This window comes from Pseudomonas sp. VEM90 (genome assembly GCF_054611535.1).
Window position 1 is genome coordinate 79,690 of record NZ_JBTRAR010000007.1, and the last position, 25,202, is coordinate 104,891.

At 59.4% G+C, this 25,202-nt stretch carries 22 protein-coding genes and 2 pseudogenes; 15 read left to right on the top strand and 9 right to left on the bottom strand.

Annotated elements, in window-relative coordinates; translation table 11 throughout:
- The first annotated feature begins 43 nt into the window (after positions 1-43).
- Together ACYCCG_RS09270 and ACYCCG_RS09275 are read left to right on the top strand one after the other, a co-directional pair.
- Positions 44-745 carry a VIT1/CCC1 transporter family protein gene (locus tag ACYCCG_RS09270; RefSeq protein ID WP_209966327.1) on the top strand — a complete coding sequence of 234 codons (702 nt, stop codon included), beginning with the start codon at positions 44-46 and terminating at the stop codon, positions 743-745.
- Between the two features lie 112 nt (positions 746-857).
- Positions 858-1,334, top strand: a complete 477-nt coding sequence (locus ACYCCG_RS09275; protein ID WP_021782911.1) for a GNAT family N-acetyltransferase — start codon at positions 858-860, stop codon at positions 1,332-1,334.
- Positions 1,335-1,418: 84 nt separating this feature from the next.
- Here ACYCCG_RS09275 and ACYCCG_RS09280 read toward each other — a convergent pair whose 3' ends face one another.
- Genes ACYCCG_RS09280 through ACYCCG_RS09290 form a run of 3 tightly spaced genes read right to left on the bottom strand, consistent with a single transcriptional unit; the run spans position 1,419 to position 5,628 of the window.
- The gene (locus tag ACYCCG_RS09280; RefSeq protein WP_459670115.1) at positions 1,419-2,822 is read right to left on the bottom strand and encodes an ATP-binding protein; all 1,404 of its coding nucleotides are present in this window, start codon (positions 2,820-2,822) and stop codon (positions 1,419-1,421) included.
- The gene (locus ACYCCG_RS09285; protein WP_459670117.1) at positions 2,819-4,633 is read right to left on the bottom strand and encodes a DAHL domain-containing protein; all 1,815 of its coding nucleotides are present in this window, start codon (positions 4,631-4,633) and stop codon (positions 2,819-2,821) included. The genes ACYCCG_RS09280 and ACYCCG_RS09285 overlap by 4 nt, the downstream gene beginning before the upstream one ends.
- Positions 4,630-5,628: a cytochrome-c peroxidase gene (locus tag ACYCCG_RS09290; RefSeq protein ID WP_459670119.1), complete on the bottom strand. Its 999-nt coding sequence runs from the start codon at positions 5,626-5,628 to the stop codon at positions 4,630-4,632. The genes ACYCCG_RS09285 and ACYCCG_RS09290 overlap by 4 nt, the downstream gene beginning before the upstream one ends.
- 199 nt (positions 5,629-5,827) lie before the next feature.
- On the opposite strand from ACYCCG_RS09290, the gene ACYCCG_RS09295 reads away from it, so the two are divergent.
- The 3 genes from ACYCCG_RS09295 to ACYCCG_RS09305 all read left to right on the top strand — a co-directional run bounded on the left by ACYCCG_RS09295 (position 5,828) and on the right by ACYCCG_RS09305 (position 8,441).
- Entirely contained in the window at positions 5,828-7,192 is a 1,365-nt protein-coding gene (locus tag ACYCCG_RS09295; protein WP_339443128.1) for a response regulator c-di-GMP phosphodiesterase, NosR family, read from the top strand.
- Between the two features lie 121 nt (positions 7,193-7,313).
- Positions 7,314-7,979, top strand: a complete 666-nt coding sequence (locus ACYCCG_RS09300; protein WP_459670120.1) for an SOS response-associated peptidase — start codon at positions 7,314-7,316, stop codon at positions 7,977-7,979.
- A gap of 330 nt (positions 7,980-8,309) precedes the next feature.
- Complete coding sequence (locus ACYCCG_RS09305; RefSeq protein WP_196178041.1) at positions 8,310-8,441, top strand: YHYH domain-containing protein; 132 nt, start codon at positions 8,310-8,312, stop codon at positions 8,439-8,441.
- A gap of 304 nt (positions 8,442-8,745) precedes the next feature.
- Here ACYCCG_RS09305 and ACYCCG_RS09310 read toward each other — a convergent pair whose 3' ends face one another.
- Together ACYCCG_RS09310 and ACYCCG_RS09315 are read right to left on the bottom strand one after the other, a co-directional pair.
- On the bottom strand, positions 8,746-12,969 hold the full coding sequence (locus tag ACYCCG_RS09310) for an NACHT domain-containing protein (protein ID WP_459670123.1): 4,224 nt from the start codon (positions 12,967-12,969) through the stop codon (positions 8,746-8,748).
- A 265-nt stretch (positions 12,970-13,234) separates the two neighbouring features.
- On the bottom strand, positions 13,235-13,855 hold the full coding sequence (locus ACYCCG_RS09315) for a tyrosine-type recombinase/integrase (RefSeq protein WP_209966920.1): 621 nt from the start codon (positions 13,853-13,855) through the stop codon (positions 13,235-13,237).
- Positions 13,856-13,999: 144 nt separating this feature from the next.
- Here ACYCCG_RS09315 and ACYCCG_RS09320 point away from each other — a divergent pair, with 144 nt between their 5' ends.
- Entirely contained in the window at positions 14,000-14,485 is a 486-nt protein-coding gene (locus tag ACYCCG_RS09320) for a P-loop nucleotide/nucleoside kinase family protein (RefSeq protein WP_209966358.1), read from the top strand.
- A gap of 46 nt (positions 14,486-14,531) precedes the next feature.
- On the opposite strand, the gene ACYCCG_RS09325 is transcribed toward ACYCCG_RS09320, so the two are convergent.
- The 4 genes and pseudogenes from ACYCCG_RS09325 to ACYCCG_RS09340 all read right to left on the bottom strand — a co-directional run bounded on the left by ACYCCG_RS09325 (position 14,532) and on the right by ACYCCG_RS09340 (position 16,264).
- A complete protein-coding gene (locus ACYCCG_RS09325; RefSeq protein ID WP_209966360.1) occupies positions 14,532-15,044 on the bottom strand; it encodes a GrpB family protein in 513 nt (170 codons plus the stop codon).
- A gap of 81 nt (positions 15,045-15,125) precedes the next feature.
- Complete coding sequence (locus ACYCCG_RS09330; protein WP_028697204.1) at positions 15,126-15,668, bottom strand: AAA family ATPase; 543 nt, start codon at positions 15,666-15,668, stop codon at positions 15,126-15,128.
- A gap of 125 nt (positions 15,669-15,793) precedes the next feature.
- Positions 15,794-15,940 (bottom strand): annotated as a pseudogene (locus tag ACYCCG_RS09335) (IS256 family transposase); the annotation flags it as partial.
- A gap of 129 nt (positions 15,941-16,069) precedes the next feature.
- Positions 16,070-16,264 carry a DUF2199 domain-containing protein gene (locus ACYCCG_RS09340; protein WP_422630958.1) on the bottom strand — a complete coding sequence of 65 codons (195 nt, stop codon included), beginning with the start codon at positions 16,262-16,264 and terminating at the stop codon, positions 16,070-16,072.
- Positions 16,265-16,547: 283 nt separating this feature from the next.
- On the opposite strand from ACYCCG_RS09340, the gene ACYCCG_RS09345 reads away from it, so the two are divergent.
- From ACYCCG_RS09345 to ACYCCG_RS09385, 9 genes and pseudogenes are all read left to right on the top strand, one after another.
- Positions 16,548-16,832 (top strand): type II toxin-antitoxin system Phd/YefM family antitoxin, encoded by a 285-nt coding sequence (locus ACYCCG_RS09345; RefSeq protein ID WP_070096705.1) that lies wholly within the window; start codon positions 16,548-16,550, stop codon positions 16,830-16,832.
- On the top strand, positions 16,798-17,106 hold the full coding sequence (locus tag ACYCCG_RS09350; RefSeq protein ID WP_209966368.1) for a Txe/YoeB family addiction module toxin: 309 nt from the start codon (positions 16,798-16,800) through the stop codon (positions 17,104-17,106). The genes ACYCCG_RS09345 and ACYCCG_RS09350 overlap by 35 nt, the downstream gene beginning before the upstream one ends.
- 156 nt (positions 17,107-17,262) lie before the next feature.
- Positions 17,263-17,549, top strand: a pseudogene (locus tag ACYCCG_RS09355) (site-specific integrase); the annotation flags it as partial.
- Positions 17,550-17,588: 39 nt separating this feature from the next.
- Positions 17,589-19,175 (top strand): ABC-F family ATPase, encoded by a 1,587-nt coding sequence (locus ACYCCG_RS09360; protein ID WP_003248141.1) that lies wholly within the window; start codon positions 17,589-17,591, stop codon positions 19,173-19,175.
- Positions 19,176-19,351: 176 nt separating this feature from the next.
- Positions 19,352-20,545 carry an MFS transporter gene (locus ACYCCG_RS09365; protein ID WP_459670128.1) on the top strand — a complete coding sequence of 398 codons (1,194 nt, stop codon included), beginning with the start codon at positions 19,352-19,354 and terminating at the stop codon, positions 20,543-20,545.
- Positions 20,546-20,658: 113 nt separating this feature from the next.
- Positions 20,659-21,501: a glutathione-dependent disulfide-bond oxidoreductase gene (yghU, locus tag ACYCCG_RS09370; RefSeq protein WP_176684600.1), complete on the top strand. Its 843-nt coding sequence runs from the start codon at positions 20,659-20,661 to the stop codon at positions 21,499-21,501.
- A gap of 191 nt (positions 21,502-21,692) precedes the next feature.
- Positions 21,693-23,396 carry an amidase gene (locus tag ACYCCG_RS09375; RefSeq protein WP_459670130.1) on the top strand — a complete coding sequence of 568 codons (1,704 nt, stop codon included), beginning with the start codon at positions 21,693-21,695 and terminating at the stop codon, positions 23,394-23,396.
- A gap of 82 nt (positions 23,397-23,478) precedes the next feature.
- Positions 23,479-24,153, top strand: coding sequence for a helix-turn-helix transcriptional regulator (locus tag ACYCCG_RS09380; protein WP_209966372.1), 675 nt, complete (start codon positions 23,479-23,481; stop codon positions 24,151-24,153).
- Positions 24,150-25,067 carry a pyridoxal-phosphate dependent enzyme gene (locus tag ACYCCG_RS09385; RefSeq protein ID WP_176684602.1) on the top strand — a complete coding sequence of 306 codons (918 nt, stop codon included), beginning with the start codon at positions 24,150-24,152 and terminating at the stop codon, positions 25,065-25,067. Before ACYCCG_RS09380 ends, ACYCCG_RS09385 begins: the two co-directional genes overlap by 4 nt.
- Positions 25,068-25,202: the final 135 nt, after the last annotated feature.

The following is a 25,202-nucleotide window of genomic DNA, read 5'->3' on the forward strand; positions in this document are numbered from 1 at the left end:
CCGTGCAATTTGAACCGCCTGATGACAGGGAGCCCGTTAAACAGTGAAATTCATGCACAGACACACCGAGGCACACAGAAGCGATCGTATCGGCTGGCTGCGCGCCGCTGTCCTGGGTGCCAACGACGGCATTGTCTCTACCGCCAGCCTGCTGATAGGCGTCGCGGCCGCCGACGCCAGCCATGCCACGTTGCTGGTCACCGGAATGGCGGGGCTGATGGCCGGGGCCATGTCCATGGCCGCCGGCGAGTACATTTCGGTACATTCCCAGGCCGATACCGAACGGGCGGACTTGTCCCGCGAACGGGCAGAACTGGCCAGCGACCCGAAAGCTGAGCACATCGAACTCACCAACATCTACATACATCGCGGGGTAGCACCCGAACTGGCGCATCAAGTGGCCGATCAACTGATGGCCCATGACGCACTGGGCGCCCACGCGCGGGACGAACTGGGCATCAGCGCCACCCTCGCCGCCAAACCCTTGCAAGCCGCCCTGGCGTCCGCCGCCAGTTTCGTGGTGGGCGCCGCCTTGCCACTGGCGGTGACGTTCGTCGCGCCGGAGCACAGCGTGGTGCCTTGGATATCGGGCATGTCATTGGTATTTCTCGGGTCATTGGGGGCTATTGCCGCCAAGACTGGCGGGGCCAGCATCATGACGGGCGCCTGTCGGGTGACCGTCTGGGGGGCGCTGGCCATGGGCGCCACGGCTCTGGTGGGTCGCTTGTTTGGCGCGGTGGTCTAGCGTAAGAAGCGGACCTCAGGCCGTGCAGTCGGCGGCCTACGAATCGATCCGCCCTGGTGCAGTTCGGCCAGGGCGCTATACATCAGGTTTAAAGCGGTTTGAAAGGCACATCATGCAACTGCATTTCCGACCTCTCAGCGACGCCTCCATCGCTGACATCATCGCGCTCAACAACAATCCCGATGTCTTACGCCAAATGCCCTTGGGTCGTCCCGACTTTGACGAAAGCAAGTGCAAGGTGTGGGTCGCCCAAAAAGAGGCCCAATGGGCACTGAATGGCTATGGTCCCTGGGCTTTTTTCGTTGAAGATGAATTCGCCGGCTGGGGTGGCCTGCAGCAGGAAGACGGTGACGCTGATCTTGCCTTGGTGCTTCATCCAGACTACTGGGGGCTTGGCAGAGTGATTTTCGATGAGATCGTACGGCGCGCTTTCCAGGAGATGGGGCTTGAGTCGATCACCCTGTTGCTTCCACCAACCAGAACACGAATCAAAGGTATTCTTCGCCTGGGGTTTCGCCTTGACGGAGAGGTGGATATCGACGGCACGCCCTTCTCGCGCTATCGGCTACTCGCCACGGCCAAGCATTGACTTGTTGGCTGGATCGCCGGGGCGCCCCCCTGCCCTTTCCTGGTTCCGGTAGACCCATCCGTCAGCAGCATGACGCGTGCCCTATCACAGCGTTGTGCTCTGCTTTACCGGCAGTTGTACACGAAACGTTGTTCCCACTCCGACCTGGCTTGATACGGTTATCTCGCCACCGTGTTTCTTTACAATGCCATAGGAAAGGGACAGGCCTAGCCCGGTACCTTGGCCGACGGGCTTGGTGGTGAAAAAAGGATCGAAGATTTTCCTGATGTTCTCCGGTGCTATCCCTGCGCCTGTGTCCGCAACTTCGATGCACACCCAGGCGCCTTGATGAGCAGTGCCCAATGTGATGGTACCCCGTTCGGGGCCCATGGCTTGGGCGGCGTTGAGCACCAGGTTCATTATCACTTGGTTGATCTGCGACGGCAGGCATTCGACAGGGGGTAACGGCTGGTACCGTTTTACCAGGTCGGCTTTATGTTTCAGCTCGCTCGCGACGATGTTAAGCGTGGAGTCAATGCCCTTCTGCAAATCGGCTAATTGCCACTGCTGAGCGCTGTCAACCCGCGAGAAGTCTTTGAGGTCCTTGACGATATGCGCCACTCGACCGATTCCGTCCTTGGACTCCTTGATAAGGATCGGGATGTCTTCCATGAGGAACTCCAGTTCCGTCTGCTCACGAAGCCTTTGCAAGCGCCCAGTGGTTTCGTTTGCGCCAAGCATCAGTTCGGCCTGGCGATAGGCGTCGAGCATCGCCACCAGTTGCTGGAAATACCCTCCCAAAGTACCCAGGTTGGAGGACACGAAACCGATCGGATTGTTGATCTCGTGCGCCACGCCGGCGGCCATCTGCCCCAACGAGGCGAGCTTCTCCGATTGCACCAGTTGGCTTTCCAGCTGCTTGCGCTCCTCGATCTCCTGCTGCAGCGCCTCGCTGGCTTGGGTCAGTTGCTGGGTACGGCGCTCTACCCGCTGTTCGAGCTGGTGCATTTTCAGCGAGGCTCGTTGGGTCATTTCCCATTTGGTCAGCAAGGTGCTGGCCATTTGCTGGACCTCGATATTGTCGAACGGTTTTTTCAGGATCAGCAGGCGATCGTGGGCCTGCAGCCGGTCGAGCAACTCATCCCAGGAATAGTCCGAGTAGGCAGTGCAGACGACTACCTGCAACAGCGGGTCCTCTTCCCACAGGTGCTCAATGGTTTGAGCCCCGTCCCATCCACCTGGCATTCGCATGTCGACGAAGGCTAATGCGTAGGGCTTGCAGGCCTGCAGCGCCCGCTTCAGCAGGCCGAGTCCTTCCTCACCGCCATAGGCTGAATCGAGTTCGAATACCGGTCGTTCGTTCTTGACCTGCTCGCCGAACAACAACCCTTCCATCTCGTCCAGCTCAGAGTTCTGCGATCTGGCCGGGGCAAGGATCTTGCGAAAGTCGTCGTGGATAGTCGGCATGTCATCGATCAGCAAGATCCGGCGATTGGTCATGTCACTCATGCAGGCTCCGTCACCGCGATCAGCGGGATCCTCAGGGTAAAGACAGCACCCAAGCCAGGGCCGTCGCTGTGTGCGGTCAGGTGACCATTCATCTCGAGGGCGGCCAGGGCGCAACTGTGCAAGCCGAAGCCATGCCCGTCCTTGCGCGTGGTGAAGCCATGGGCAAAGATCTTCTGCAGGTTTTCAGGGGCAATGCCTTCGCCTTCGTCCAGCACGCTCATTTCCAGGAAGCCTCCCTCAACGATGCGCGTCCTGAGGATCATCGTCCGCGGGTCGCTGCCGGGGCCGGACATGGCGTATTTGGCGTTGCTGATCAGGTTGATCAGAATCAGCAACAGCCGATGCCGGTCGCCCATCACCAGAGGCAGGTCTGTAAAGTCGCGCACTACCCTCACCTGATGCCGGGTCAACGCGCCTGCGTTCATGCGCAGCGCGTCCTCGACCAGGTCATTAACCGACAGCGGCTCAGGCACATTTTTAGCGCCGGCATAGGATTGCTGGGTGGCCACCACTTCCTTGATGTGGTCGATGCTCTTGTTCATTCGCTCCAGCTCGATCACCATCTCCTTCTGCTCATCGGCGATCGCCTCGGTCAACTGGTTGAGGTAGCCGGGAAGCAACCGGCCTCTGGGATCCTCGTCGAGAAACCGACCGATGTCAGTGGCATGCTCGCGGAACAGTTGCATGGCTTTGCCCAAGCCCTGGGTTTTGCTGCTGCGCAACCTTCGAGCGATGAGATCAGAGGATGTGTTCACGCTGTTGAGCACATTGCCCACGTTGTGCAACACATTGGTGGCGATCTCCGCCATACCAGCCTGGCGCGCGGCGTTGAACAGCTCGCTCTGAGCGTTCCTGAGTTCCAGGGTGCGTTCCTCGACTCGCTGCTCCAGGACGTCATTGGCGCTCTGCAATGCGTTGTTGACCCGTCTCACCTCGGCGAAGCTGCGCACCAGCAGCGCAGCCAGGCAGATGACCGAAAACATCAGCAGGCCCGATAGCCATAGCGTGTAGAGATGGTATTTACGGTTGATCTTTTCGAACTGTTGTTGATCCCTGTCCAGGAGGCTGGTGATCGTATCCAGGCGTTCGGCAACCGGAATCGCCTCGATCTGCTCGAGCAGGCGGTTGACGACAGGTTGCTCGCGCAGGATCAACGCCACGTGATTGCTCAACAGATTGAGGGGCGTCTGGAATTCCTTGGGCAGGTTCTCCGCGTTAACAGCCAAATTGCCTAACCCCACCTCTATCTCCGCAGCCCTTTCCACAGAGGTAACCTGTGCGAACTCCAGGGCGCTTAGCAGGAGGTCATAGGTGTCAGTGACGAATACCTGTACCTCCTGCCGATTCGGTGCCAGCATGGTATTGAGCTGGGCCTGAATACCGTCCTCGGCTGTGGGTAGAAATGCCAACGAATTTCGCAACAAGGCATTGTGCGACTTGAATTGCTCCACGAGCCGAGCCTTTTCCCCGAACGCAGAAAGAAAACCGTCATGGGCATCGCGCCACTGGTCTGAGTCATCGCGCCCTTGCTCGGCTTCTCGGCTGTCGAATCGTGCCCACAGCCGCTTCATCTCCTTAAGGGGGATCACAAGTGGATCGTAGTTATGGGAGACGGCTACCCGGGCCTTGAGCACCTCGTTTTCCCATACAGCGTCCTGTTGCTTGAGCTGACGGATGAGATCTCGGGATTCGTTGTAGGTCTGGGTCTGCTCTGACCCGGAATTCAGGTACAAGTACAGCAGCATCGACGCCAGTACAAGGACCAACCCACTGAATAGAATCAGGCTTGTGCGCCGAGAAATCACCCTCATGGCTGACCCGCCTTTTCAGCATTGAGGGTTTTGAGGAACAGCATGATGAGCCTGCGGTCCTCATCGCTTGGGATTCGTCCTAGCTGGTACTGGAACATCACGTCGATCGCACGCTCCAGCGTAGGCGCCGAGCCATCGTGAAAATAGGGCGCGGTCATCGCCACATTGCGCAGGCTCGGCACTTTGAACACACCCCGGTCGGCCTCCTCTCCGGTCACGTTGAAGCGGCCCTGGTCCGCCTCGGTGGGGTTGCCGCGGTCAGCGATGTAGTCGCCGAACACGCCAAACTTCTGGAACATGTTGCCCCCAATATTGACCCCTTGGTGGCAGGCGATGCAGCCATAATCCTTGAAGCGCTGGTAGCCGTATTTTTCCTCCAGGGTGAGCGCCTCGGTATCGCCCTGCAGGTAACGATCGAAGCGTGCGCCTGGGGTAAGAAGCGTCCTTTCGTAATCGGCCAACGCGCTGAGGATGTTGTCCTTTGTCACCGCGTCCGGGTAGGCATCCTTGAACGCCTGACGGTAACGCACGTCTGCGGTGATGCGCTGCTTGATCACCCGCCAGTCTCCGCCCATCTCGTGAGCGCTGGTGATCACCGCATCCCCCTGCTCCTCGAGCGACTCGACCCGGCCATTCCAGAACTGTCGGAAATTAAGGCTGGCATTGAGTACCGTTGGCGTATTGAGCGCAAGCGGCTGGCCATCAGCACCGATGGAAAACGCCCGGTCATCGGCCCCGTACTTGTCCAGACGGTGACAGCTGGCACAGGACAGTGTGCTGTTGAGCGACAGCCGTGGATCGTTGAACAACTGGCGCCCCAGTTCCACACGCTCGGGTGCCAGCGTGGGTATCGGAGGCAGCGGCTTGAGCGGCTCGTCCAGCGGCTCGGCCCCGATGCCCGCACTCAGGACCAGTAGCACCCACAGGCTCAGACAACGTCGCAAGCGCTGCAGGTAAAGAACGGAACGATAACGACAGATTATGTGCACGGACATCCGGGAGAATCCTTTTTCCCTGGGCTGACGGATATACAGATGGGTGGTGCCCTGCTGTCAGGTTAGATGCCTTCCAGACAATTCGCCTGCCACACGCCACACCATGCCCCGACACCTGTCGCGGAAAAATGAACTAGCCTTTGACCTAAGCGCTCGTTGAGCTCGAGTGCCTCCATCGATCGACCAGGTGAGGCCTGCCATGGACGTGCAACAGCCCCCGAATTCACCCTATCGGCCGACCGTGTTGCTAGTAGACGACGAGGAATCGATCCTTAACAGTCTGCGTCGGCTATTGCGTGGCCAACCCTATGACGTGAAGCTGGCGACCAGCGGCGAACAGGCACTGGCGCAAATGGCCGAGGGCCCGGTAGACCTGGTGATGAGCGATGCGCGCATGCCAGGTATGGACGGCGCCACCTTGTTGGCGCAGATCAATCAGCATCACCCCTCGACCGTCAGGATCTTGCTGACCGGCTATGCCGATCCGAGCGCAATCATCAAGGCCGTCAATGACGGTCATATCCACCGTTACATCAGCAAGCCCTGGAACGACGACGAGATGTTGCTGACCTTGCGCCAGGCCCTGGAGCACCAGCATTCCGAACGCGAGCGCCAACGCCTGGAGCTGCTGGCGCGTCGGCAGAACGCCCAGTTGAGGCGCCTCAATAACGACCTGGAGAAACGCGTTGCAGCCCGTACCGCGGAGCTGCAGCAGACCGCTGACATGCTCGATCTGGCCTACGAAGAGCTTAAACACAGCTATGTTACCGGGACTGAGGTGTTCTCGATGTTGGCTAATCTGCGGCTGCCTCCAGCCAAGCAGACCAATCGGCAGATCATCGAACTGGTGCGTTGCTACTGTAGGGCCCACGCCTTGGACGAGGCGATAAGCCGCGATCTGGCCATGGCTGCGGCGCTGTACAACATAGGCAAATTGAGTTGGCCGGATAGCATGATCGTTGCCCCTTCGGACCAGCTAATGCACAGCGACCGATATCGCGACTATCCACGCCAAAGTGAAGCGCTGCTGATGACCCTTGAGCCCATGAAAGATGCCGCGCGCCTGATCCTGCATCACCAGGAGCACTGGGACGGCAGCGGTTTCCCCGACCGGCTCAAGGGTGAAGCCATCCCGCTCGGCGCCCGCTTGCTCAAGCTGGCAGTGGACTTCGTTGAGCTGCAACGGGGTTTGATTCTTGAACGGCAGATGAACAGTGACGAGGCCTTGCTCTACCTGCGCAAGTACGTCGGCCGGTTGTATGACCCGGCACTACTGGAGGATTTCGTCCAGGTTTGCGCGTCGTTCCACAGCGATCTCACCTTGGTGGACCCTGAAGTCCAGGTGTGTACCACGCGTGACCTGACGCCGGGAATGGTGCTTGCGCGCAACCTCAACGCCGACAACGGCATGTTGCTGCTTAACGCTGGCAAGGTTTTGAGCGCCGCGCTGGTGGAAAAACTGGTGGCCTTTGAATCGATGGAGGGTGGCAAGTACTGCATTTTTGTTCGGGTTCCCGCGAACGACCCTATAACATCTGGAAAATCAGACTTGGCGCCGTGCTGAATGGAGGTGGGGCGGTCATTCAACCCTTCACCACCAGGACTGCGCGTACAGCATGCCGTCGCCCTCCTCCACACCGGCGATACACCCAAGCACTATGCTTGCTCAGGCAGGAGGGCCGCGCATGTGTGGAAGGTTGAGTCAGTACCGAGGCATACACGATTTTGTCGAAACCCTGAGCCTGCCAGAGGCCTGGCGGAACAACGTCGGCGACCAGCCACTTGGCCGGTACAACGTCGCGCCGACCACGCTGGTGGCAGTGCTGCGAATGGATGAAGCAGGCCCGCGGGCGGACCTGGTGAGATGGGGCTGGCGGCCACATTGGGCGACCGACCGTGCTGCGCCGATCAACGCCAGGGTCGAAAAGGTGGCACACGGCCCCTTCTTCCGGGCGATCTGGCCGCACCGAGGCATAACGCCGATCGACGGCTGGTATGAATGGGTCGATGAAGGCGGACCGAAGAAACAGCCGTACTACATCCGACGCCGGGACGGGCGCCCTTCCCTTTGCGCCAGCATCGGCCAGTTCGCTGGCGGCGAGCATGATGGGTTCGTCATCATTACGGCCGATGCCCAGGGCGGAATGGTTGATGTGCACGACCGCAGGCCAGTGGTTTTGGCCCCGGACCTTGCGCGTGAGTGGATGGAAACCGCGACGCCGGGCGAACAGGCCGAGCAGATGGCGCTCAACCTGGGCGAGCCAGCCGAGGCCTTCGAGTGGTATCGAGTGAGCACCGCCATTGGCAATGTGCGCAACCAAGGCGCCGAGCTGGTGAAGCCGCTTCAGTGACGCGGTAGTAGACCCTTCCCAGGCTGTGTGAACAATCAAGCAGCACATGGAACCGCCTTGAGATCCCCCATTAACTCTGCTGAAAATTTGATAATGCTCGGGCTAGTGAATACGGACTGACGGCGAGCTGAGTGGCAGCTCTTGGTCGAATGGGCCCCTGGCGAGCGGCCGCTCTGGGTCGAAATCGGTAACTTGCGACTGGCAGCTTTCGACCCATACCAGTCATCCCTTTCATCGGCTTCGCGGCAATTACTATTGTTATGAGGATGCTCTTGGCCATATGCTCAGCGAGGCAATTTGCCACTACAACTCTAAGCATGGAGTAGCCTGATGAAAATTCTTTCCCTCGTGATCGCAGCAGTCCTGTCGTTCTCCTCGGTTGCTGCCTTCGCACACAGTGGCGGTACCGACTCTAAAGGTTGCCACACCAATCACAAAACGGGCGAGCGTCACTGCCACTAAGGCTTTTCGCTAGCCCTTCGTGCGCTGTCGTTCTTGACCCAGAAGATGCCAGCCATAGAGGCAAAGACAGCAGCGACAGCAAGTTTCGATTAGCCAGCAGCGCTATCAGGTGGCCGGGGTGGAACCAATAGTTCCAAATCGGTCATTCGCGAACGGCTGCTTTCGACCCATTGCGGACATCCGCCATCGGCTGCTTTCGGCCAGAAGCGGTCAGTCGCGCTTAGTTTCCGCAGCGGTCACTTGACTCGAATTCGGTATCGAGAACACGTATTTAGGCTCAAGTTGTCGGCGAAGCGTCGGTAATTCACTCAGCCGATTCGCGCGCGTTTAGAAACGGCCAGCTAACACCAGAGGCGAAATTTGGGTGACGCGGTTCGTCTTCAGGCAGCCCGTGTATGTCTCTGATTTCATCAATTTCTCGCAGGTATCGTGCAGCCACGTCGGACGGACCACCGTCCGTGCACATCGCCAAGAGATCTCGCCTCAGCTCCGCGACAGGTGCGGGCAAGATTTCGAAAACCCCTGACCAATCGCGTGAGGGGACACGCTCAGTTGCAACATATTCGACCGCGCGGTAGCCGGCGAAATTGCGGCCCGTCGAAATCTCTGCCCGCACAAGCAGCAAAAGTCCTGGCATATCGGGCGCTTCGGATATCGCTGTCGCAAGGAGCACCAACCCCGGCGTTGTGGGACCATCTGCGAGCAGTGCATATGTATGGTCCCGGACGTCGGCATGTACTTCTAGCAATCCAGCGATTTCGCGGGCGATGAACCAGTGATCGAGCCCCTTCTGCTCGAAAACCCCATGCACAGCAAGATCTATCAGTTGATGCGCGATATCTAGAGAACCCGTAGCCAATCGGAAGATTGTACGGAGCCAACTGTAATCACCGTAAAAGGCAGGAAACAACACTGCTAGCCTGAACAGGCAACAGCCGCCCTCATCGTCGGCCAGACTCCCGCATGCAAACACAACATCCTCGAGCATGTTAGGGTGGTGGAACGAATTAGGTAATGTTGTGAGCAAATCGAACCCATCGAGTGCTTTGTCCGTAAACGGTAAGAGCTGCAACCATTGCTTGAGTTCATACCCATTGCTTTGAGAGAGGATCCATGTGCGCAACTTGGCATCATTCAGTGTGTCGGAGATGCCGCGTGTGACTTCATCAAGTGAGAGAATCTCGCCTGAGAGGCAGAGATTCACGAGCAACGAGCAACGAGCACGCGGTAGGGCCAGCCCAAGCAGTTGTTTAACCACGCTGCGCCACCTACCGTGAGGAAGGCGCGCAGCTCGTGTGCCAAGCGCAACGGCAAGCCGATGCTGATCATCGCTATCTCCTTCGAGCAACCTTTGAACCACCGCGAATATGGTGTCGGCCTCCTCGCAAGTTTCTTCGGGATCGCCGATGCGCGTTGCCCGTCGCGCAGGAACATCTGAAAAATCGAGCCTGCCAAATAGGCGATTTTCAACCGGCTGAGGTTCGTTAGTGAGCCGCCAATGCTCGACAAGTACACTTGTGGCTTCTTCGCCAAAATTTAAATCGTCTAGATAGCCGTACAGGATGTACCTAGTTTCCGGAAGCTTTAGCGCTCGAAAAGCACGCGCATATTCATGGGTATGAGGCGTGCGCGCTTCATCCAGTGCATTCCCAGGCCGCCACCTCTCCGCTTCTGCCTGCTCGCGGAAGGCTCGAAGGCGCTGAAGATTGTCATCGAGCAGTGCCTGAAGGACTGGCAAGAGTTGGCCAGATGGTGCACAGGCGGCAAGTTTCACGAGACTCACCGTCTGCATCCTCGTCGCATCGCTGGACGCCAGCATTCGGTATGCCCACTCCTCCATAAGACCGGCGACACTGCTTTTTACTGTGTTACTGAAAGGTCGATCGTGACTCGATTGCTCTCCGCGACATCGGATCAACAACTCGGCCATCAGCGCCATCTGCGAAACCGACGCTGACGCAGACCGCGCCTGTACAGCCTCAAGAATACTTTCGGCAGGTGCGAGCGCTAGTCTTCCTTCAAGGCCATGAAATAGCTTATTCACCTCTGGGTCCCACGCGCCGTTCACCTTACGACTTGGTTCAAGTTCGAACAGCATGTCAAGCAACACGGCTGACGAGCGAGGACCAAGCACCGAAGCAGCGATGGAGGCACGCTGACTGTACTGGCCTAAGTCCTCCTGTGCGATCTTCAGCAGCGAGTTATCATCCTCAACGATCCTTCCAGCAGAGACGATTTCTGCAGCGTGGTGAAATAGCGACCGTCCTTCAAGCACCCGGACTACGAGGGCTTTCGCTACAACGAAGGGATAATGTGTGCGCAACGTCTCAGCAAGCGAGCTGACGTTTCGGTCCCCGCGCTCAAATTCCACAGTTGACAGAATTCTGTACAACTCATGCTCCAGCGACTCATCGCGTGGTGTACGCGCAATTCGATGCAGCTTCTCGTAATCCGTTTCCGCCTCAATTGAGCGATGCTGCGCCTGTGCAAGACGTTCGCGACACTGAAAATCTGCGACTTCCTCAACATCCAGAGTCTGTCGCCTAACGATCTGATCCAATGTGGCATCTGAGACAGCCCGAAGGATCTCGGCTATATGAAAATCAGCTCTTCGAAACGACAGCGCACTAACCACAGACAACTGTACGTCAGTATGGGGATCCATCTTTGCGAGGTCTGTTGCGAGACCGAGTCCCTCTACATCACCGTGCATAGCCATTTCATGCAGTAGAACCTCCCGTGGGCTGTCTGGTAGCGCGGCGATGGTACTCGCAGCGTCCCCTCCAAACACCGCCCGCCGAAGTTGTCGGCAGTTACGCAGTGCACGCAGGCTATTTTGCTCACCCTCGTGAGTCACAAGCGGCCAGATTACAGCGAGGAACTCCGGTCTGCCGGACGTGAGCATGAACCTGAGTGCGCGATCAACCGTGCCGGGCACATGCCATGCCCTCACGAAGCGCTGTACGTCATCCGCGACCAATGCCCAAATTTCATCCGACGACCGATAAATCATTTCGGCTGCGAGCAATGGATCAACTTCCAGAGCCGCCAGTACTGATCGTGCACAAACCGCCTTTTGCAATTCGTCGGTACTACGCGCGAGCCGCTCGACCGCGAACAGTGTTGCCTCTTCCCAAGCAGGCTTGTCAAATATTTGCGTCTGCAAAGTCTTCAATTCGACCGGATCCTCAGAGGCCAACCGCATGCGATCTTGGACCATGTGCGACGCATACCACTCTTGAAATTGCTGATGTTGGAACGAGTAGCCGGGGGTGTCCCCTAGCCGCAGCAGAACATGATTGCTAATCAGAGCTTCAAGAGCATCGTACGGTTGAGGTAACGTCGTCACCTGCCCTTCGTCCATCAACACCCTTCCGGTGTCGCTGATTGACCGGCGGGCCTCTACCTCCGAGAGTGCAACCGCAAACGCGCTAGTTGATCGCACAGCCAGATCACACAGGTAGCGGTCGTGCAGGCCTGCCAAAGCTGCGCGCAATGCTTCCGCGTGCTCCGGTATAGCTTCATGCGCTTCCACGAAGCGGCGTAGAAGTTCTTCCTTCGTTGTCGGGAAGGCTGAGCCGCGCGGAAGTGACAAGAGCACTGTCAAGTAAAGGGGGATGGAGACTAGCTCGCGAATTCCTGGCGTGCGCCAGGCCTCATCCACAATGCGAACTCCCGGCTCGCCATACATCTCACGTGCTATTTCTTCCTGCTGGCTGTAGCTGAGAGGCAAGAGATCGATGCGCAGCGCTTCGATGGGAACATCAAGTGACTGTCGGCGTGTCGAGATAATGATGCCGAGATCGGGCAGCTCGGCCTTCAATGAGTTCAACTGGACACGGGCGCGTTGACGCGCTGCAGTGTCAAGCTCATTCCAGCCATCCAGCAGCAGCACTACACCAGGTTTTGCTGCTGCCGCACGAAAAATGTCTTCTGATATCCCTCGGAAGGATGGCCGACGTAGGATGGATGCCAATAATTCCATATTCTCCGTTGCCCAGTCCGCAAGCGGGACAAACATCGGAATTCCTGTTGGTTCTGCAAGCAGCCCCTCGGCTACTTGAAGCAGCACTGTCGTCTTTCCCATACCGGGAGGTGCCACAAGCACGAGATCATCAAGTGATACAACGGCTCTTGCCAGTGACTTTGTTGTAATGGATTCGTTGACACCCTCAATGGTCAAAGCGAGCTCAATCGACGTGGCTGGCCATCGCGCGGTTCGGCGAAATATTTCAATATCAGCAGCTGCTGCGACACGAAGATCTCCAGCATCTTGGAATTCTTCAGATACAGGCCGTGCAGTGCCCTCTAAAACACGCTTTCTTGATTCTGTCTCGGCATCTTTCTTCCAAGTGCGCAACAACTCGGTAGTGAACTTCGAATCTGGCGAGTCAATAGCAGTGCCGTGATTTCGGCACATCCAAATCCCATTGGTCACCGAGCGACGTTCGTCCATCGTCATCTTTTCGTCGTAGCGTGGTCCACCGGGCGCAGCGGCGCAGATGTGAGAAGCGGTGCCCACGCTCATGCGCCCGCTCTCGTCCGAGGTCGCACCTTCGGTAGAAACGCGACAGCCTGGAAAACTGCATAGCCATCCAGCGCGCTGTCCGATCTTACGCCTGGTGCCCTCTGTGAAATCGTCTCGGTTCTTAGCCATTTGCCCTTCGCCTGCTGCTCGCTCCCGCATACTGTGCTGCGCGCTCACCCAAGTGTCCACTAGATCGCGTGCTGCCAGTTCAAGACCGCTTTGGGTCGAATCGCGACGGTCATTCCTCGACCGTCGCTGGACGCTGTCAGACCTCCGTCTGCTCTGCCATCTCCAATGCGTCATCGACTTCAATGCCCAGGTATCGCACCGTGCTTTCAAGCTTTGTATGGCCGAGCAGGAGCTGAACTGCTCTCAGGTTCTTTGTCCTGCGATAGATCAGCGATGCCTTTGTACGTCTCATCGTGTGGGTGCCGTACATAGCAGGATCTAGCCCAATAGACTTTATCCACGCTTTGACGATTCGGGCGTACTGCCGGGTGGAGAGATGCACTGAGGCGTGTAGCCGGCTTGGGAAAAGACAATCCTCGCTGTGGAGTTGGGCTTGATGTATCCATGCCTGTAGGGCCAGCCGCGTTTGCTCTGTAATTTCAAACTGTACGGGACGTTGGGTTTTCTGCTGCATCACTATCGCCCGCGATGACACGTGCTCCCCATGAGCAACGTCGCGTACGCGAAGCTTGGTCAGATCGCAGGCTCGTAGCTTGCTATCGATGGCCAGATCGAAAAGGGCTAAATCACGAGTTTCCTCCGCGATTTGGAGCCTTACCCGAATGGCCCAGATATCTTTCAGTCGGAGCGGAGCTTTCTGCCCGACCAATTTTCCTTTGTTCCAAGGCTGATGGCTGCTGGTCGTAATGGCGTTCATGGCTTGTCCTCCATGTGAGGTAAGACAAGGATGGTCAACCCAATCCAGAGGCGCTAACCGACCCATAGCGAACGTTTGAATGCTCGGTGATTGCTTCGGTGCTTTTCAATGAGCATCATCGGGGTTCGACAAGGAGACGTCTCTATGCCCAAACCAGCGCTGCATCTCATCTCAGGAAAAATTGCATCCGGTAAGTCAACGCTAGCCAAAAGCTTGGCAGTTGAAGGATCGACGGTTCTGCTGAGTGAGGATCATTGGCTCTCACGGCTATACCCTGAACAGATCAAGTCAGTAAACGACTATGTGCGTCTTGCGCACCAGATTCGGCAGGTGCTGGGCCCGCTCGTCATCGATATCCTTCGGGCTGGAGTGACTGTCGTTTTGGATTTTCCTGCAAATACTCCTCAAGATCGACTATGGCTGCGCAACCTGGCTGACGCAGCCGAGGTTTCACATTGCGTCCACTACATCGAGGTGGACGATGACACCTGTCGAGACAGGTTGCATCTTCGCAACCACCGTGGTGAGCATGAGTTCGCGGCGACTGACGCGGAGTTCGATCTGATCACTAGCTACTTTCGAGCGCCACATAAGGATGAAGGGCTTCAGATTAAAATTCACCGACATTGACGATCTCTAGTGCGGATTTGGGCCGCTACCGACCCAGAGCGCACCATCACCTTCGTCTATTAGCGACCTCAAGCAACGCCGCGACAATGAACGGCCCCTTTTTCTCCAGATACTCAGCCATACCGCCGATATTGGTGGCTTCCAGTTCAATCTTGAGGTCTTGATATCGCTTCCGAAGGGAGGCGTCGTTCCTGAGCAGATCTCTGAACGTCAGCATCTGGATGACTGAGTGGTGACCACGGCTGCAAATGTGAATCTTGTGGGTCCGCAGCCCGCCAACATTGCGGCGGTAAAAGTGGTGCCCTTCCGACAGGTCACTGCCGCGTACATAGCCCAGCGTCAGCAACACCTCGTCTCGCGCTGCCTCATTGCGATGCTCTGAAACCTCAACCAGCACATCGATCTCAGGCTTGGCGGCAAGTTGCGGTACAGCCGTGCTGCCTACATGGTGAATGGCGAGAAGCTCATCGCCGAATACCGAGGCGAGCAGCACTTTGACCGCCTCATACCGTTGCGGCCATGCGGAATCGTAAGCCGTGATCTTGCTGGTCAGCGCCATGGGGGCCTCCTTGGGCAAGTGAAAATGTCCGGATGCGCCTACACGGCAGGCGCCTGCCGCCACTCAAGCGCGATCTGGCATCTAATGACCTTGCACAACCTGATCAGGCTGCGTGCCCATACTCGCGAGAAAAACATCGGTATCCCGATTGGTTCGTAGGCAGACCACGCGACAGCCCGACGGGGCCGTCGCCACGAATCGCTTTATCGCCTCCCGAGACGAGGTTTTCGTCCGCCACATGAACCTGAAAAACTCCGGCAGGTTGGCCAGCAACTCCGGACAGTTGTCCGGCAAGTCAGGCCGGGATCGACCGCGGTTCAACACCGTTCTGAGGAGCACGCGCCAGAATCGAAGCGGAGCCGAGCGATCAATCCATATCAACATGTCAGCGCGGGCCAGCCGGTTGTTCCATGTGGTCGAATGCCCGCCTTCGAAGATCCAGCGCTCACGGGCCTCGACCTCATGACAAAGACGCGTCTTCTCGTCCCGGCTCCGCTCGACCCACCCTGGCTGCCAATGAATCGTGTCGATATGCACGACCGGCAAGCCTGTACGTTCACCGAGCTTGCGCGCCAGGGTACTTTTCCCAGCCCCTGGCTGACCAATGATCATCACCCGCTGCATTCAAGCTCCCTCTCGCCATGCCTGCTGAATTTTGGGCGCGCGATTCTACGGCAATGGGCGACGCAGTCAACTGCAAGCGCACTCATGCTCTGGGCGTCCGCCACAAGTCGGCAGTGGATCACTCCTCAAGTGATGTAACTCATCATGGCGCTGGCCACTGAGTTCGCCGTTTGGGGGATTACGGCCGACAGCTTGGCTTGAGTATTATCCCTGACCGCCTCGAAAGCCTCCAATTGCATGTAGCGTCTTTGCATGCGCCACGCGTAGTTCTGCACGCGGATCGCCGCAGAGAGACTGCCTGGGGCCTGGTAGTCGGCCCTGTCAGCCGCAATTGAGCATGAAGGCCGTTGGTGTCACCAAAAGTCGGTATGGCGTTGGCAAGGGACACGGAAAACGGTGGTTCAGAGGACTGATGGGGGGTCATCCCACTGCTCGTAGATACGTTCAAAATCTGGTTGCATGAGTTCGACCCATACCCCCACGCTATAGGGCTCATCACGCTGCAATACGGGAAGAGGTAGCGTTGCCCGGACAAAGAATCGTTCGGCGGAAAACAAGCTCAATGTCATCGCTGGCGTGTTCCTTTCCGCACCCATTGCAGATCATCTTAAAAGCTCCTGTTGCTTCTACCGGTTTACTGCCTTGTACAACGTTAGGTACAATGGCTGCGGTTGCCAGCGACGGCTGGATCCATCTGGACACCTGTGGCCTGTGGCTACTGGAATGACGATTCTGATTCTGACCCAGATGAGAGAACACTGTGAGTCACTACGGAGCCGCTGTGCGGGCCGACTGGCTTCACTTTCTTAGAACTTTGGGCGTCGCCTGTGGCGGTCCAAAGAGCAACCCTTACCCGGGCAGAGCCCGGAGGATGGACAAATGCACGTACTGACTTTTAGCCAGGCTCGCGCCGAACTGAAGCAGACAATGGATGATGTTTGCCGGGACCATGAGCCCGCCGTAATCACGCGACAGCGTGGCGAACCCGTAGTGATGATGTCCCTGGAGGACTACAACGGGATGAACGAGACCATTCACCTGTTGGGATCGTCCAAAAACGCTTCGCGCTTGCGCTCATCCATCGCTCAGCTCCGGGACGGCCAGGCCTTGACGAAGGAACTGGACCTCAATGAGCAAGAACCAGAAGCAGCGGAACAAGGATGAAGCCCGCGACAAGGTAAGCGTGAAGTTCACCAAAGAGGGCTGGGAGGATTACTGTCACTGGCAGAGTGCTGACCTCACCATACTTGGCAACGTCAACCGCCTGATTGACGTGTGTCTGCGCACCCCCTTCACGGGTATTGGCAAGCCTGAGCCGCTGAAAGGCGATTTATCTGGCTTGTGGTCCCGCCGCATCACCCGTGAGCACCGTCTGGTCTACTTCTTCGAGGCCGGTATGCTCACCGTTCTGCAATGCCGCTACCACTACGACGACTAAAGCACTGTACTGTGCTGTGCGCGAGCTGCCTCCGCCCCTGTTACAAGGGCGGTCGGTGAACGAAATCACGCGCGCGGTCGTTTGGCGCTGGGTGTCCAGTTCTTAGGGATAGGCTATCCGCAGGCTCACGCAGAGGCGCACTACCACGCTGCACGGGAATCGCCGTTCGTCTTGCTGCCCGGTAAGAATGGGGAGCACGTCAAGCAGACGTCGGACCTGCACCACCAGTGGCGGCCAATCCTGAAAGGTTTGGGCATCAGGTGCCGCCCCCGTATAACTGCCGCCACACCTATGCGACAATATGCTCAATGTCTGGTCTCAACCCCGCATTTATCGCCCAACAGCTCGGGCATGGCGTGCAGATGCTCTTATCGACTTATGCGCGCTGGATTAACTCGTCTAACGACTGGCAGGAGCTGGATAAGCTCCAAATTGGTCCGTAGCTGCGAAGAAGCCACGTAAGTTATTGATAGGTAAGCTCCTTGATCTCCACCGCTAACATCACCATGCAGTTCGGCTCCAAGCCGCTGTTCGAAAACGTTTCCGTCAAATTCAACAATGGCAACCGCTACGGCCTGATCGGCGCCAATGGTTGCGGCAAGTCGACCTTCATGAAAATCCTCGGCGGCGATCTGGAGCCGTCCGCGGGCCAGGTCATGCTCGAGCCGAATACCCGCCTGGGCAAGCTGCGCCAGGACCAGTTCGCCTACGAGGAATTCACCGTGATCGACACGGTGATCATGGGCCACGGGCAGCTGTGGAAAGTCAAAGCCGAGCGTGACCGTATCTACTCGCTGCCGGAAATGACCGAAGAAGACGGCATGGCCGTCGCCGAGCTGGAAACCGAATTCGCCGAAATGGACGGCTACACCGCCGAGTCCCGTGCCGGTGAACTGCTGCTGGGCCTGGGTATTCCACTGGACCAGCACTTCGGCCCGATGAGCGAAGTGGCACCAGGCTGGAAGCTGCGTGTCCTGCTGGCCCAGGCGCTGTTCTCGGACCCGGACGTGCTGCTGCTCGACGAACCGACCAACCACCTGGACATCAACACCATCCGCTGGCTGGAAACGATCCTCACGGCGCGTAACAGCACCATGATCATCATTTCCCACGACCGGCACTTCCTCAACAGCGTCTGCACCCACATGGCTGACCTGGATTACGGTGAGCTGCGCCTGTTCCCGGGCAACTATGACGAGTACATGACCGCAGCCACCCAGTCGCGTGAGCAACTGCTGTCGGACAACGCCAAGAAGAAAGCCCAGATCGCCGAGCTGCAGACCTTTGTCAGCCGCTTCTCGGCCAACGCCTCCAAAGCCAAGCAGGCCACTTCACGTGCCAAGCAGATCGACAAGATCCAGCTGGCCGAGGTCAAGCCGTCCAGCCGCGTCAGCCCGTTCATTCGCTTCGAACAGACGAAAAAACTGCACCGCCAGGCCGTGGTCGTCGAGAAAATGGCCAAAGCCTTCGACGACAAGGTGCTGTTCAAGAACTTCGACATCACCGTCGAAGCGGGCGAGCGCGTTGCGATCATCGGCCCCAACGGTATCGGCAAGACCACCCTGCTGCGCACCCTGGTCGGCGAGATGACCCCGGATGCCGGCTCGGTAAAGTGGACCGACAGCGCCGAAGTGGGCTACTACGCCCAGGACCACGCCCACGACTTCGAAGACGACATGAGCCTGTTCGACTGGATGGGCCAGTGGACCTCTGGCGAGCAAGTGATCCGCGGCACCCTGGGGCGCATGCTGTTCTCCAACGACGAGATCCTCAAGTCGGTGAAGGTGATTTCCGGTGGTGAGCAAGGTCGCATGCTGTTCGGCAAGCTGATCCTGCAGAAGCCGAACGTGCTGGTGATGGACGAGCCGACCAACCACCTGGACATGGAATCGATCGAAGCGCTGAACCTGGCGCTGGAAAACTACCCGGGTACCCTGCTGTTCGTCAGCCACGACCGCGAGTTCGTGTCGTCGCTGGCCACGCGCATCATCGAGCTGTCGGCCGATGGTGTGGTGGACTTCAGCGGTACCTACGATGACTACCTGCGTAGCCAGGGTGTGCTGGTCTGATTGAAGGCCAAGGTTTGGCCACCTTGTGTGGCCAGGCTTCTTCGCGGGCTCGCCCGCGAAGCCCCCCCTCCCACCGACTGCCACGACCCGACGAATAATTCGTTAGCCTGCTTTCTTTTCCTTCGCGCAACGGCCATGATGGGTCCACGCCCAACCGCCCGCCCGCGAAAGAGCCCATGACCGCGCAACAACCTGCCCCCGCCAGCAACACGCTGCACATCACCCTGCAGATCCTGTCGATCGTTTTCTATACCTTCATTGCCTTCCTCTGCATCGGCCTGCCGATTGCGGTACTGCCCGGCTATGTGCACGACCAACTCGGCTTTGGCGCAGTAATCGCCGGTGCAACGATTGGCCTGCAGTACCTGGCCACGCTGCTGAGCCGCCCGTTTGCAGGGAGGGTGGCGGACACCTTGGGAGGGAAACAGGCCATCCGCTTTGGCCTGCTTGGGATTGCCGGTTGTGGGGTGTTGACGTTGCTGTCAGCCTGGACCCTCACCTTACCGCTGCTGAGCCTGGCACTGCTGCTCGGTGGACGTTTGCTGCTGGGCGTCGCCCAAGGGCTGATCGGCGTGGCCACCTTGAGCTGGGGCATCAGCCAGGTCGGCCCCGAGCACACTGCCAGGGTGATCTCGTGGAACGGTATCGCCTCCTATGGCGCGATCGCCATCGGAGCGCCAATGGGCGTCCTGGCCGTGGACGGGCTGGACTTCAGTGTGCTGGGGCCGGCTTTGCTGGTGCTGGCGACCGTTGCCCTGCTGGTGCTTCGCAAGCGCCCCGACGTGGTCGTGGTACGCGGCGAGCGCCTGCCCTTCTGGTCGGCGTTCGGCCGGGTTGCCCCGTGCGGCCTGGGTTTGACCCTGGCCTCGATCGGTTACGGCACCCTGACCACCTTCGTCACCTTGTATTACCTCGAGCGCGGCTGGGCCGGCGCGGCCTGGTGCCTGAGTGCATTTGGCGTGTGCTTCATCATCTCGCGGCTGCTGTTCGTCAACGCGGTCAACCGCTTTGGCGGCTACAACGTGGCGGTCGCCTGCATGGCCACCGAAGTGCTCGGCCTGAGCCTTCTGTGGCTGGCGCCCTCGCCGCCCTGGGCGCTGGTTGGCGCCGGGCTGACCGGTTTCGGGCTGTCGCTGGTGTACCCGGCATTGGGCGTGGAGGCGATCAGGCAAGTCCCCAGCAGCAGCCGCGGCGCAGGGCTGGGCGCCTATGCAGTGTTCTTCGACATGGCCTTGGCCATTGCCGGCCCGGTGATGGGGGCCGTCGCTGTACACCTGGGGTATGCCTCGATCTTCTGCGTGGCTGCCCTGCTCGCCTTGGTCGGGGTCGGCCTAACGTTGCTGCTGGCGCGGCGCGCTCGTCACAGCTGAACATTGAGCCGGTTCTGCACCCTGTGCATTTGCGCATTGTGTCGAACCCGTGGCATAGATGCAGGTCCACGTGTTTACGTGACCGTTTTCGCGCCATTGAAGGAGATTCATGCATGAGCAAGCCTGCCTACGTGCCACCCAAAGTCTGGCGCAACGACGCAGCCTCCGGCGGCCAGTTCGCCAGCATCAACCGCCCGGTAGCCGGCCCGACTCACGACAAGGACCTGCCGCTGGGCGAGCACCCGCTGCAGCTGTATTCCCTGGCCACGCCCAATGGCGTCAAGGTCACCATTGCCCTTGAAGAGCTGCTTGCCCTGGGCCACGCCGGTGCCGAATACGATGCCTGGCTGATCCGCATCGGCGAGGGTGATCAGTTTTCCAGTGGCTTCGTCCAGGTCAACCCCAACTCGAAGATTCCTGCCCTGCTCGACCGTAGCGTGGAGCCGCCGGTGCGGGTGTTCGAATCAGGTTCGATCCTGCTGTACCTGGCAGAAAAGTTCGGTGCTTTGCTGCCAGAATCGCCGGCTGCGCGCACCGAAAGCCTGAACTGGTTGTTCTGGCAGATGGGTGCGGCGCCTTACCTGGGCGGTGGCTTTGGCCACTTCTACGTGTATGCACCGGAAAAGTTCGAGTACGCCATCAACCGCTTCACCATGGAGGCCAAACGTCAGCTGGACGTACTTGATCGTCGCTTGGCCGAAAGCCGTTATCTGGGCGGCGAGGAATACAGTATTGCCGATATTGCCGTGTGGCCTTGGTATGGCCAGCTGGTACGCGGCAACCTGTATGACGCCGCGCAGTTCCTGGCGGTTGACGAGTACCCGAACGTACAGCGCTGGGCCGAGGAAATTGCCCTGCGCCCTGCGGTGCAGCGCGGTACACGGGTGAACCGTACCTGGGGAGATGAAGACAGCCAGGTGCCGGAGCGCCATAGCGCCGCAGACCTGGCAGGTTGACGCAGACCATGTGGGAGCGGCCCTTTGGCAACAAAAGGCCGCCCCAACAAAGGGCCGCGTAATGCCTGTAAATGCCCCCCGACAATGCCCCCCTGCATAAAACCATTTGCCCCCGCGCAAACCTGCGTCCGCCAAGCCCTTCTTGTACACTCCTCGCATTAGCCCCCACTTGCACATTTTTTGGTGAACGCATGATCGAGGTAACCGAGGTTTCCATTGCCGAGCTGCGCGACGCGCTCGAGTCGGGCCGCACGACGGCGGTCGAGCTGGTCAAGGCCTACCTGGCACGTATCGACGCCTACGATGGCGCCGACACCGCCACTGCCCTTAACGCCGTAGTGGTACGCAACCCGGAGGCGCTGAAAGAAGCCGAGGCCTCCGACGCCCGCCGTGCCAAGGGCCAGGTGCTTAGCCCGCTGGACGGCATCCCCTACACCGCCAAGGACAGCTACCTGGTCAAAGGTTTGACGGCCGCCTCCGGCAGCCCTGCCTTCAAGGACCTGGTCGCCCAGCGCGACGCCTTCACCATCGAGCGCCTGCGCGCCGCCGGAGCCGTGTGCCTGGGCAAGACCAACATGCCGCCCATGGCTAACGGTGGCATGCAGCGCGGCGTCTATGGCCGCGCCGAAAGCCCGTACAACGCCAACTACCTGACCGCGCCCTTCGCCTCGGGCTCGTCCAACGGTGCCGGTACCGCTACCGCCGCCAGCTTCAGTGCCTTCGGCCTGGCCGAAGAAACCTGGTCCAGCGGCCGTGGCCCGGCATCCAACAACGGCCTGTGCGCCTACACCCCGTCGCGCGGGGTGATTTCGGTGCGTGGCAACTGGCCGCTGACGCCGACCATGGACGTGGTGGTGCCCTATGCCCGCACCATGGCCGACCTGCTGGAAATCCTCGACGTGGTGGTAGCCGATGACGCCGACAAGCGCGGCGACCTGTGGCGCCTGCAACCATGGGTGCCGATCCCGGCTGCTTCGACCATACGTCCGGCTTCGTACCTTGAACTGGCAGTGGATGCCAGCGCGCTCAAGGGCAAGCGCTTTGGCGTACCACGCATGTATATAAATGCCGACCCCGAGGCGGGCACCGCCGAGAAGCCAGGCATCGGCGGGCCGACCGGCCAACGCATCAACACTCGCGCCACGGTGATCGACCTGTGGCAACAAGCACGCCAGGCCCTGGAAGCGGCGGGTGCAGAAGTACTGGAAGTGGACTTCCCGCTGGTGTCCAACTGCGAAGGCGACCGCCCAGGCGCGTCGACCGTGTACAACCGCGGCATCGTCAGCAAAGCGTTCCTGCATGACGAACTGTGGGAACTGTCGGGCTGGGCCTTTGACGATTTCCTGCGCGCCAACGATGACCCCAAGCTTAACCGCCTGGCCGATGTCGACGGGCTGAAGATCTTCCCCCACGACCCGGGCACCTTGCCCAACCGTGAAGACGACCTGGCTGCCGGCATGGACGAGTACGTCAACATGGCCAAACGTGGCCTGAAGACCTGGGACCAGATCGAGACCTTGCCCGACGGCCTGCGCGGCCTGGAGCAGACCCGCAAGCTGGACCTGGAAGACTGGATGGACAAGCTGGGCCTGGACGCGGTGCTGTTCCCCACCGTAGCCGACGTTGGCCCGGCCGATGCCGATATCAACCCGGTATCGGCAGACATCGCCTGGAGCAACGGTATCTGGGTAGCCAACGGCAACCTGGCAATCCGTCACCTGGGCGTGCCGACCGTCACCGTGCCGATGGGCGTGATGGCCGATATCGGTATGCCGGTAGGGCTGACCTTTGCCGGGAAGGCCTATAGCGACAACGCGCTGCTGAGTTTTGCTACCGCCTTCGAGGCGACCGGCTCGCGCCGGATGATTCCGCCGCGCACACCGGCGCTCGGCTGAGTCTTACAGGCCCCGTACAAGCAGATCGCGATTTTCAACCAAATGTGTAAAAATACACAAACAGTTGAATTTGCGATCTGCCATGCCTATCACCCCCAGCGAAGAACGCCAACTCACCCTCACCGTGCTCAAGGCCGCCATCCAGGCCTTGGGCAGCGTTGCCGCGCGCAACATGGAAATTCTCCTGCACGACCTTGAGCACCCCGAACACTCGGTAGTGGCGATCGTCAATGGTCATCTTTCCGGCCGCAGCGTGGGCAGCCCGATCCTCGCCGCACCGGAGCAGGACCAGGGTTTCAAGGCACTGATGCAGGCCTCGGCCGACCAGCACGGCTGTGAGCCGGTGGTGCTGCCCGATTACCCCACTACGCTCAAGGGCCGCACGCTACGAAGTGCCACGGCAATCTTCCGTGACAGCAGCGGCCACCCGTTCGCCAGCCTGTGCGTCAACACCGACGTCACCGGCCTCGATGCTGCCATGAGCTTTCTCCAGCAGTTGCAGCCGCTGGGGGCCATACCTGCGGTCAACGAACCTGCCGACATGGAGCTGCTGATGAGCGAGATCATCCAGGCCGCCCTGCAGCGCAGCGGCCAGGGGCGGATGAACAAACAGGCCAAGGTCGAGGCCGTGCGCGTCATGCAGGAACGCGGCCTGTTCATCGTCAAGGGCGGCGTCGAGAAGGCTGCCAGCGCCCTCGGCGTGACGCGCTACACCATTTACAACTACCTCGAGCAACTACGCGGAGCCAGCCAATGACCTTGCACATTCATACCCCCCTGATCGAATCGCGCCCGCTGTCGTTGGCGGCCGGTCGAAATATCTGGCTCAAGCTCGATGCCCTGCAACCCTGCGGTTCGTTCAAACTGCGCGGTGTCGGCCACGCCTGCGAGGTACACCAGGCGCGCGGCGCCCGGCACTTTGTGTCTTCATCAGGTGGCAATGCCGGTTTGGCAGTCGCCTACGCCGGACGCAAGCTGGGGGTGCCGGTGACCGTGGTGGTACCCGAAACCACCACCGAACGGGCCAAGGAACTGCTGCACCTGGAAAACGCCAAGGTGGTGGTGCACGGCAGTTCCTGGCAAGAGGCCAACGCCTTGGCACAGACACTGGTAGGCCCGAACGATGCCTTCATCCACCCGTTCGACGACCCACTGCTGTGGGCCGGGCATGCCAGCCTGGTGGATGAAGTGGCCGAGGCCGGCCTGAAGCCGGACGCGGTGGTGCTGTCAGTCGGTGGGGGCGGCTTGCTCAGTGGCGTGGTCGAGGGGCTGAAGCGCAATGGCTGGGGCGATGTGCCGGTGCTGGCAGTAGAAACCGAGGGCGCGGCGTCGCTGCATGCGGCCATGCAGGCCGGCCATTCGGTGGAGCTGGAGCGTATCGCCTCGGTGGCGACGTCGCTGGGGGCCAAGCGTGTGGCTGATCAGGCGCTGATGTGCGTGCAGCAGCATCCGGTGCACAGCCACCTGGTCAGCGATCGCGCAGCGCTGGAGGCCTGTGAGCGGTTCTTGCTGGACCACCGTGTGCTGGTCGAGCCCGCGTGCGGGGCGGCGTTGGCAGTGGCCTATGATGCCAAGGCACTGGGCGCGTTGCGCAATGTACTGGTGGTGGTCTGTGGCGGGGCTACCGCAACACTGGAGCAGATCAAGGCGTGGCTGCAGCAGGCAGATTGAAGCTGCCATCTGTCGGGGGTGATTACGATAGTCACATACACCTGATCTACTAGCCTCGCCGCAACCGAAAAGCCCTCGCAATCGCGTCAACCCTGACGAAATGCGTATCCCGCCCTTTCGGTCTGCGGCAAGTGA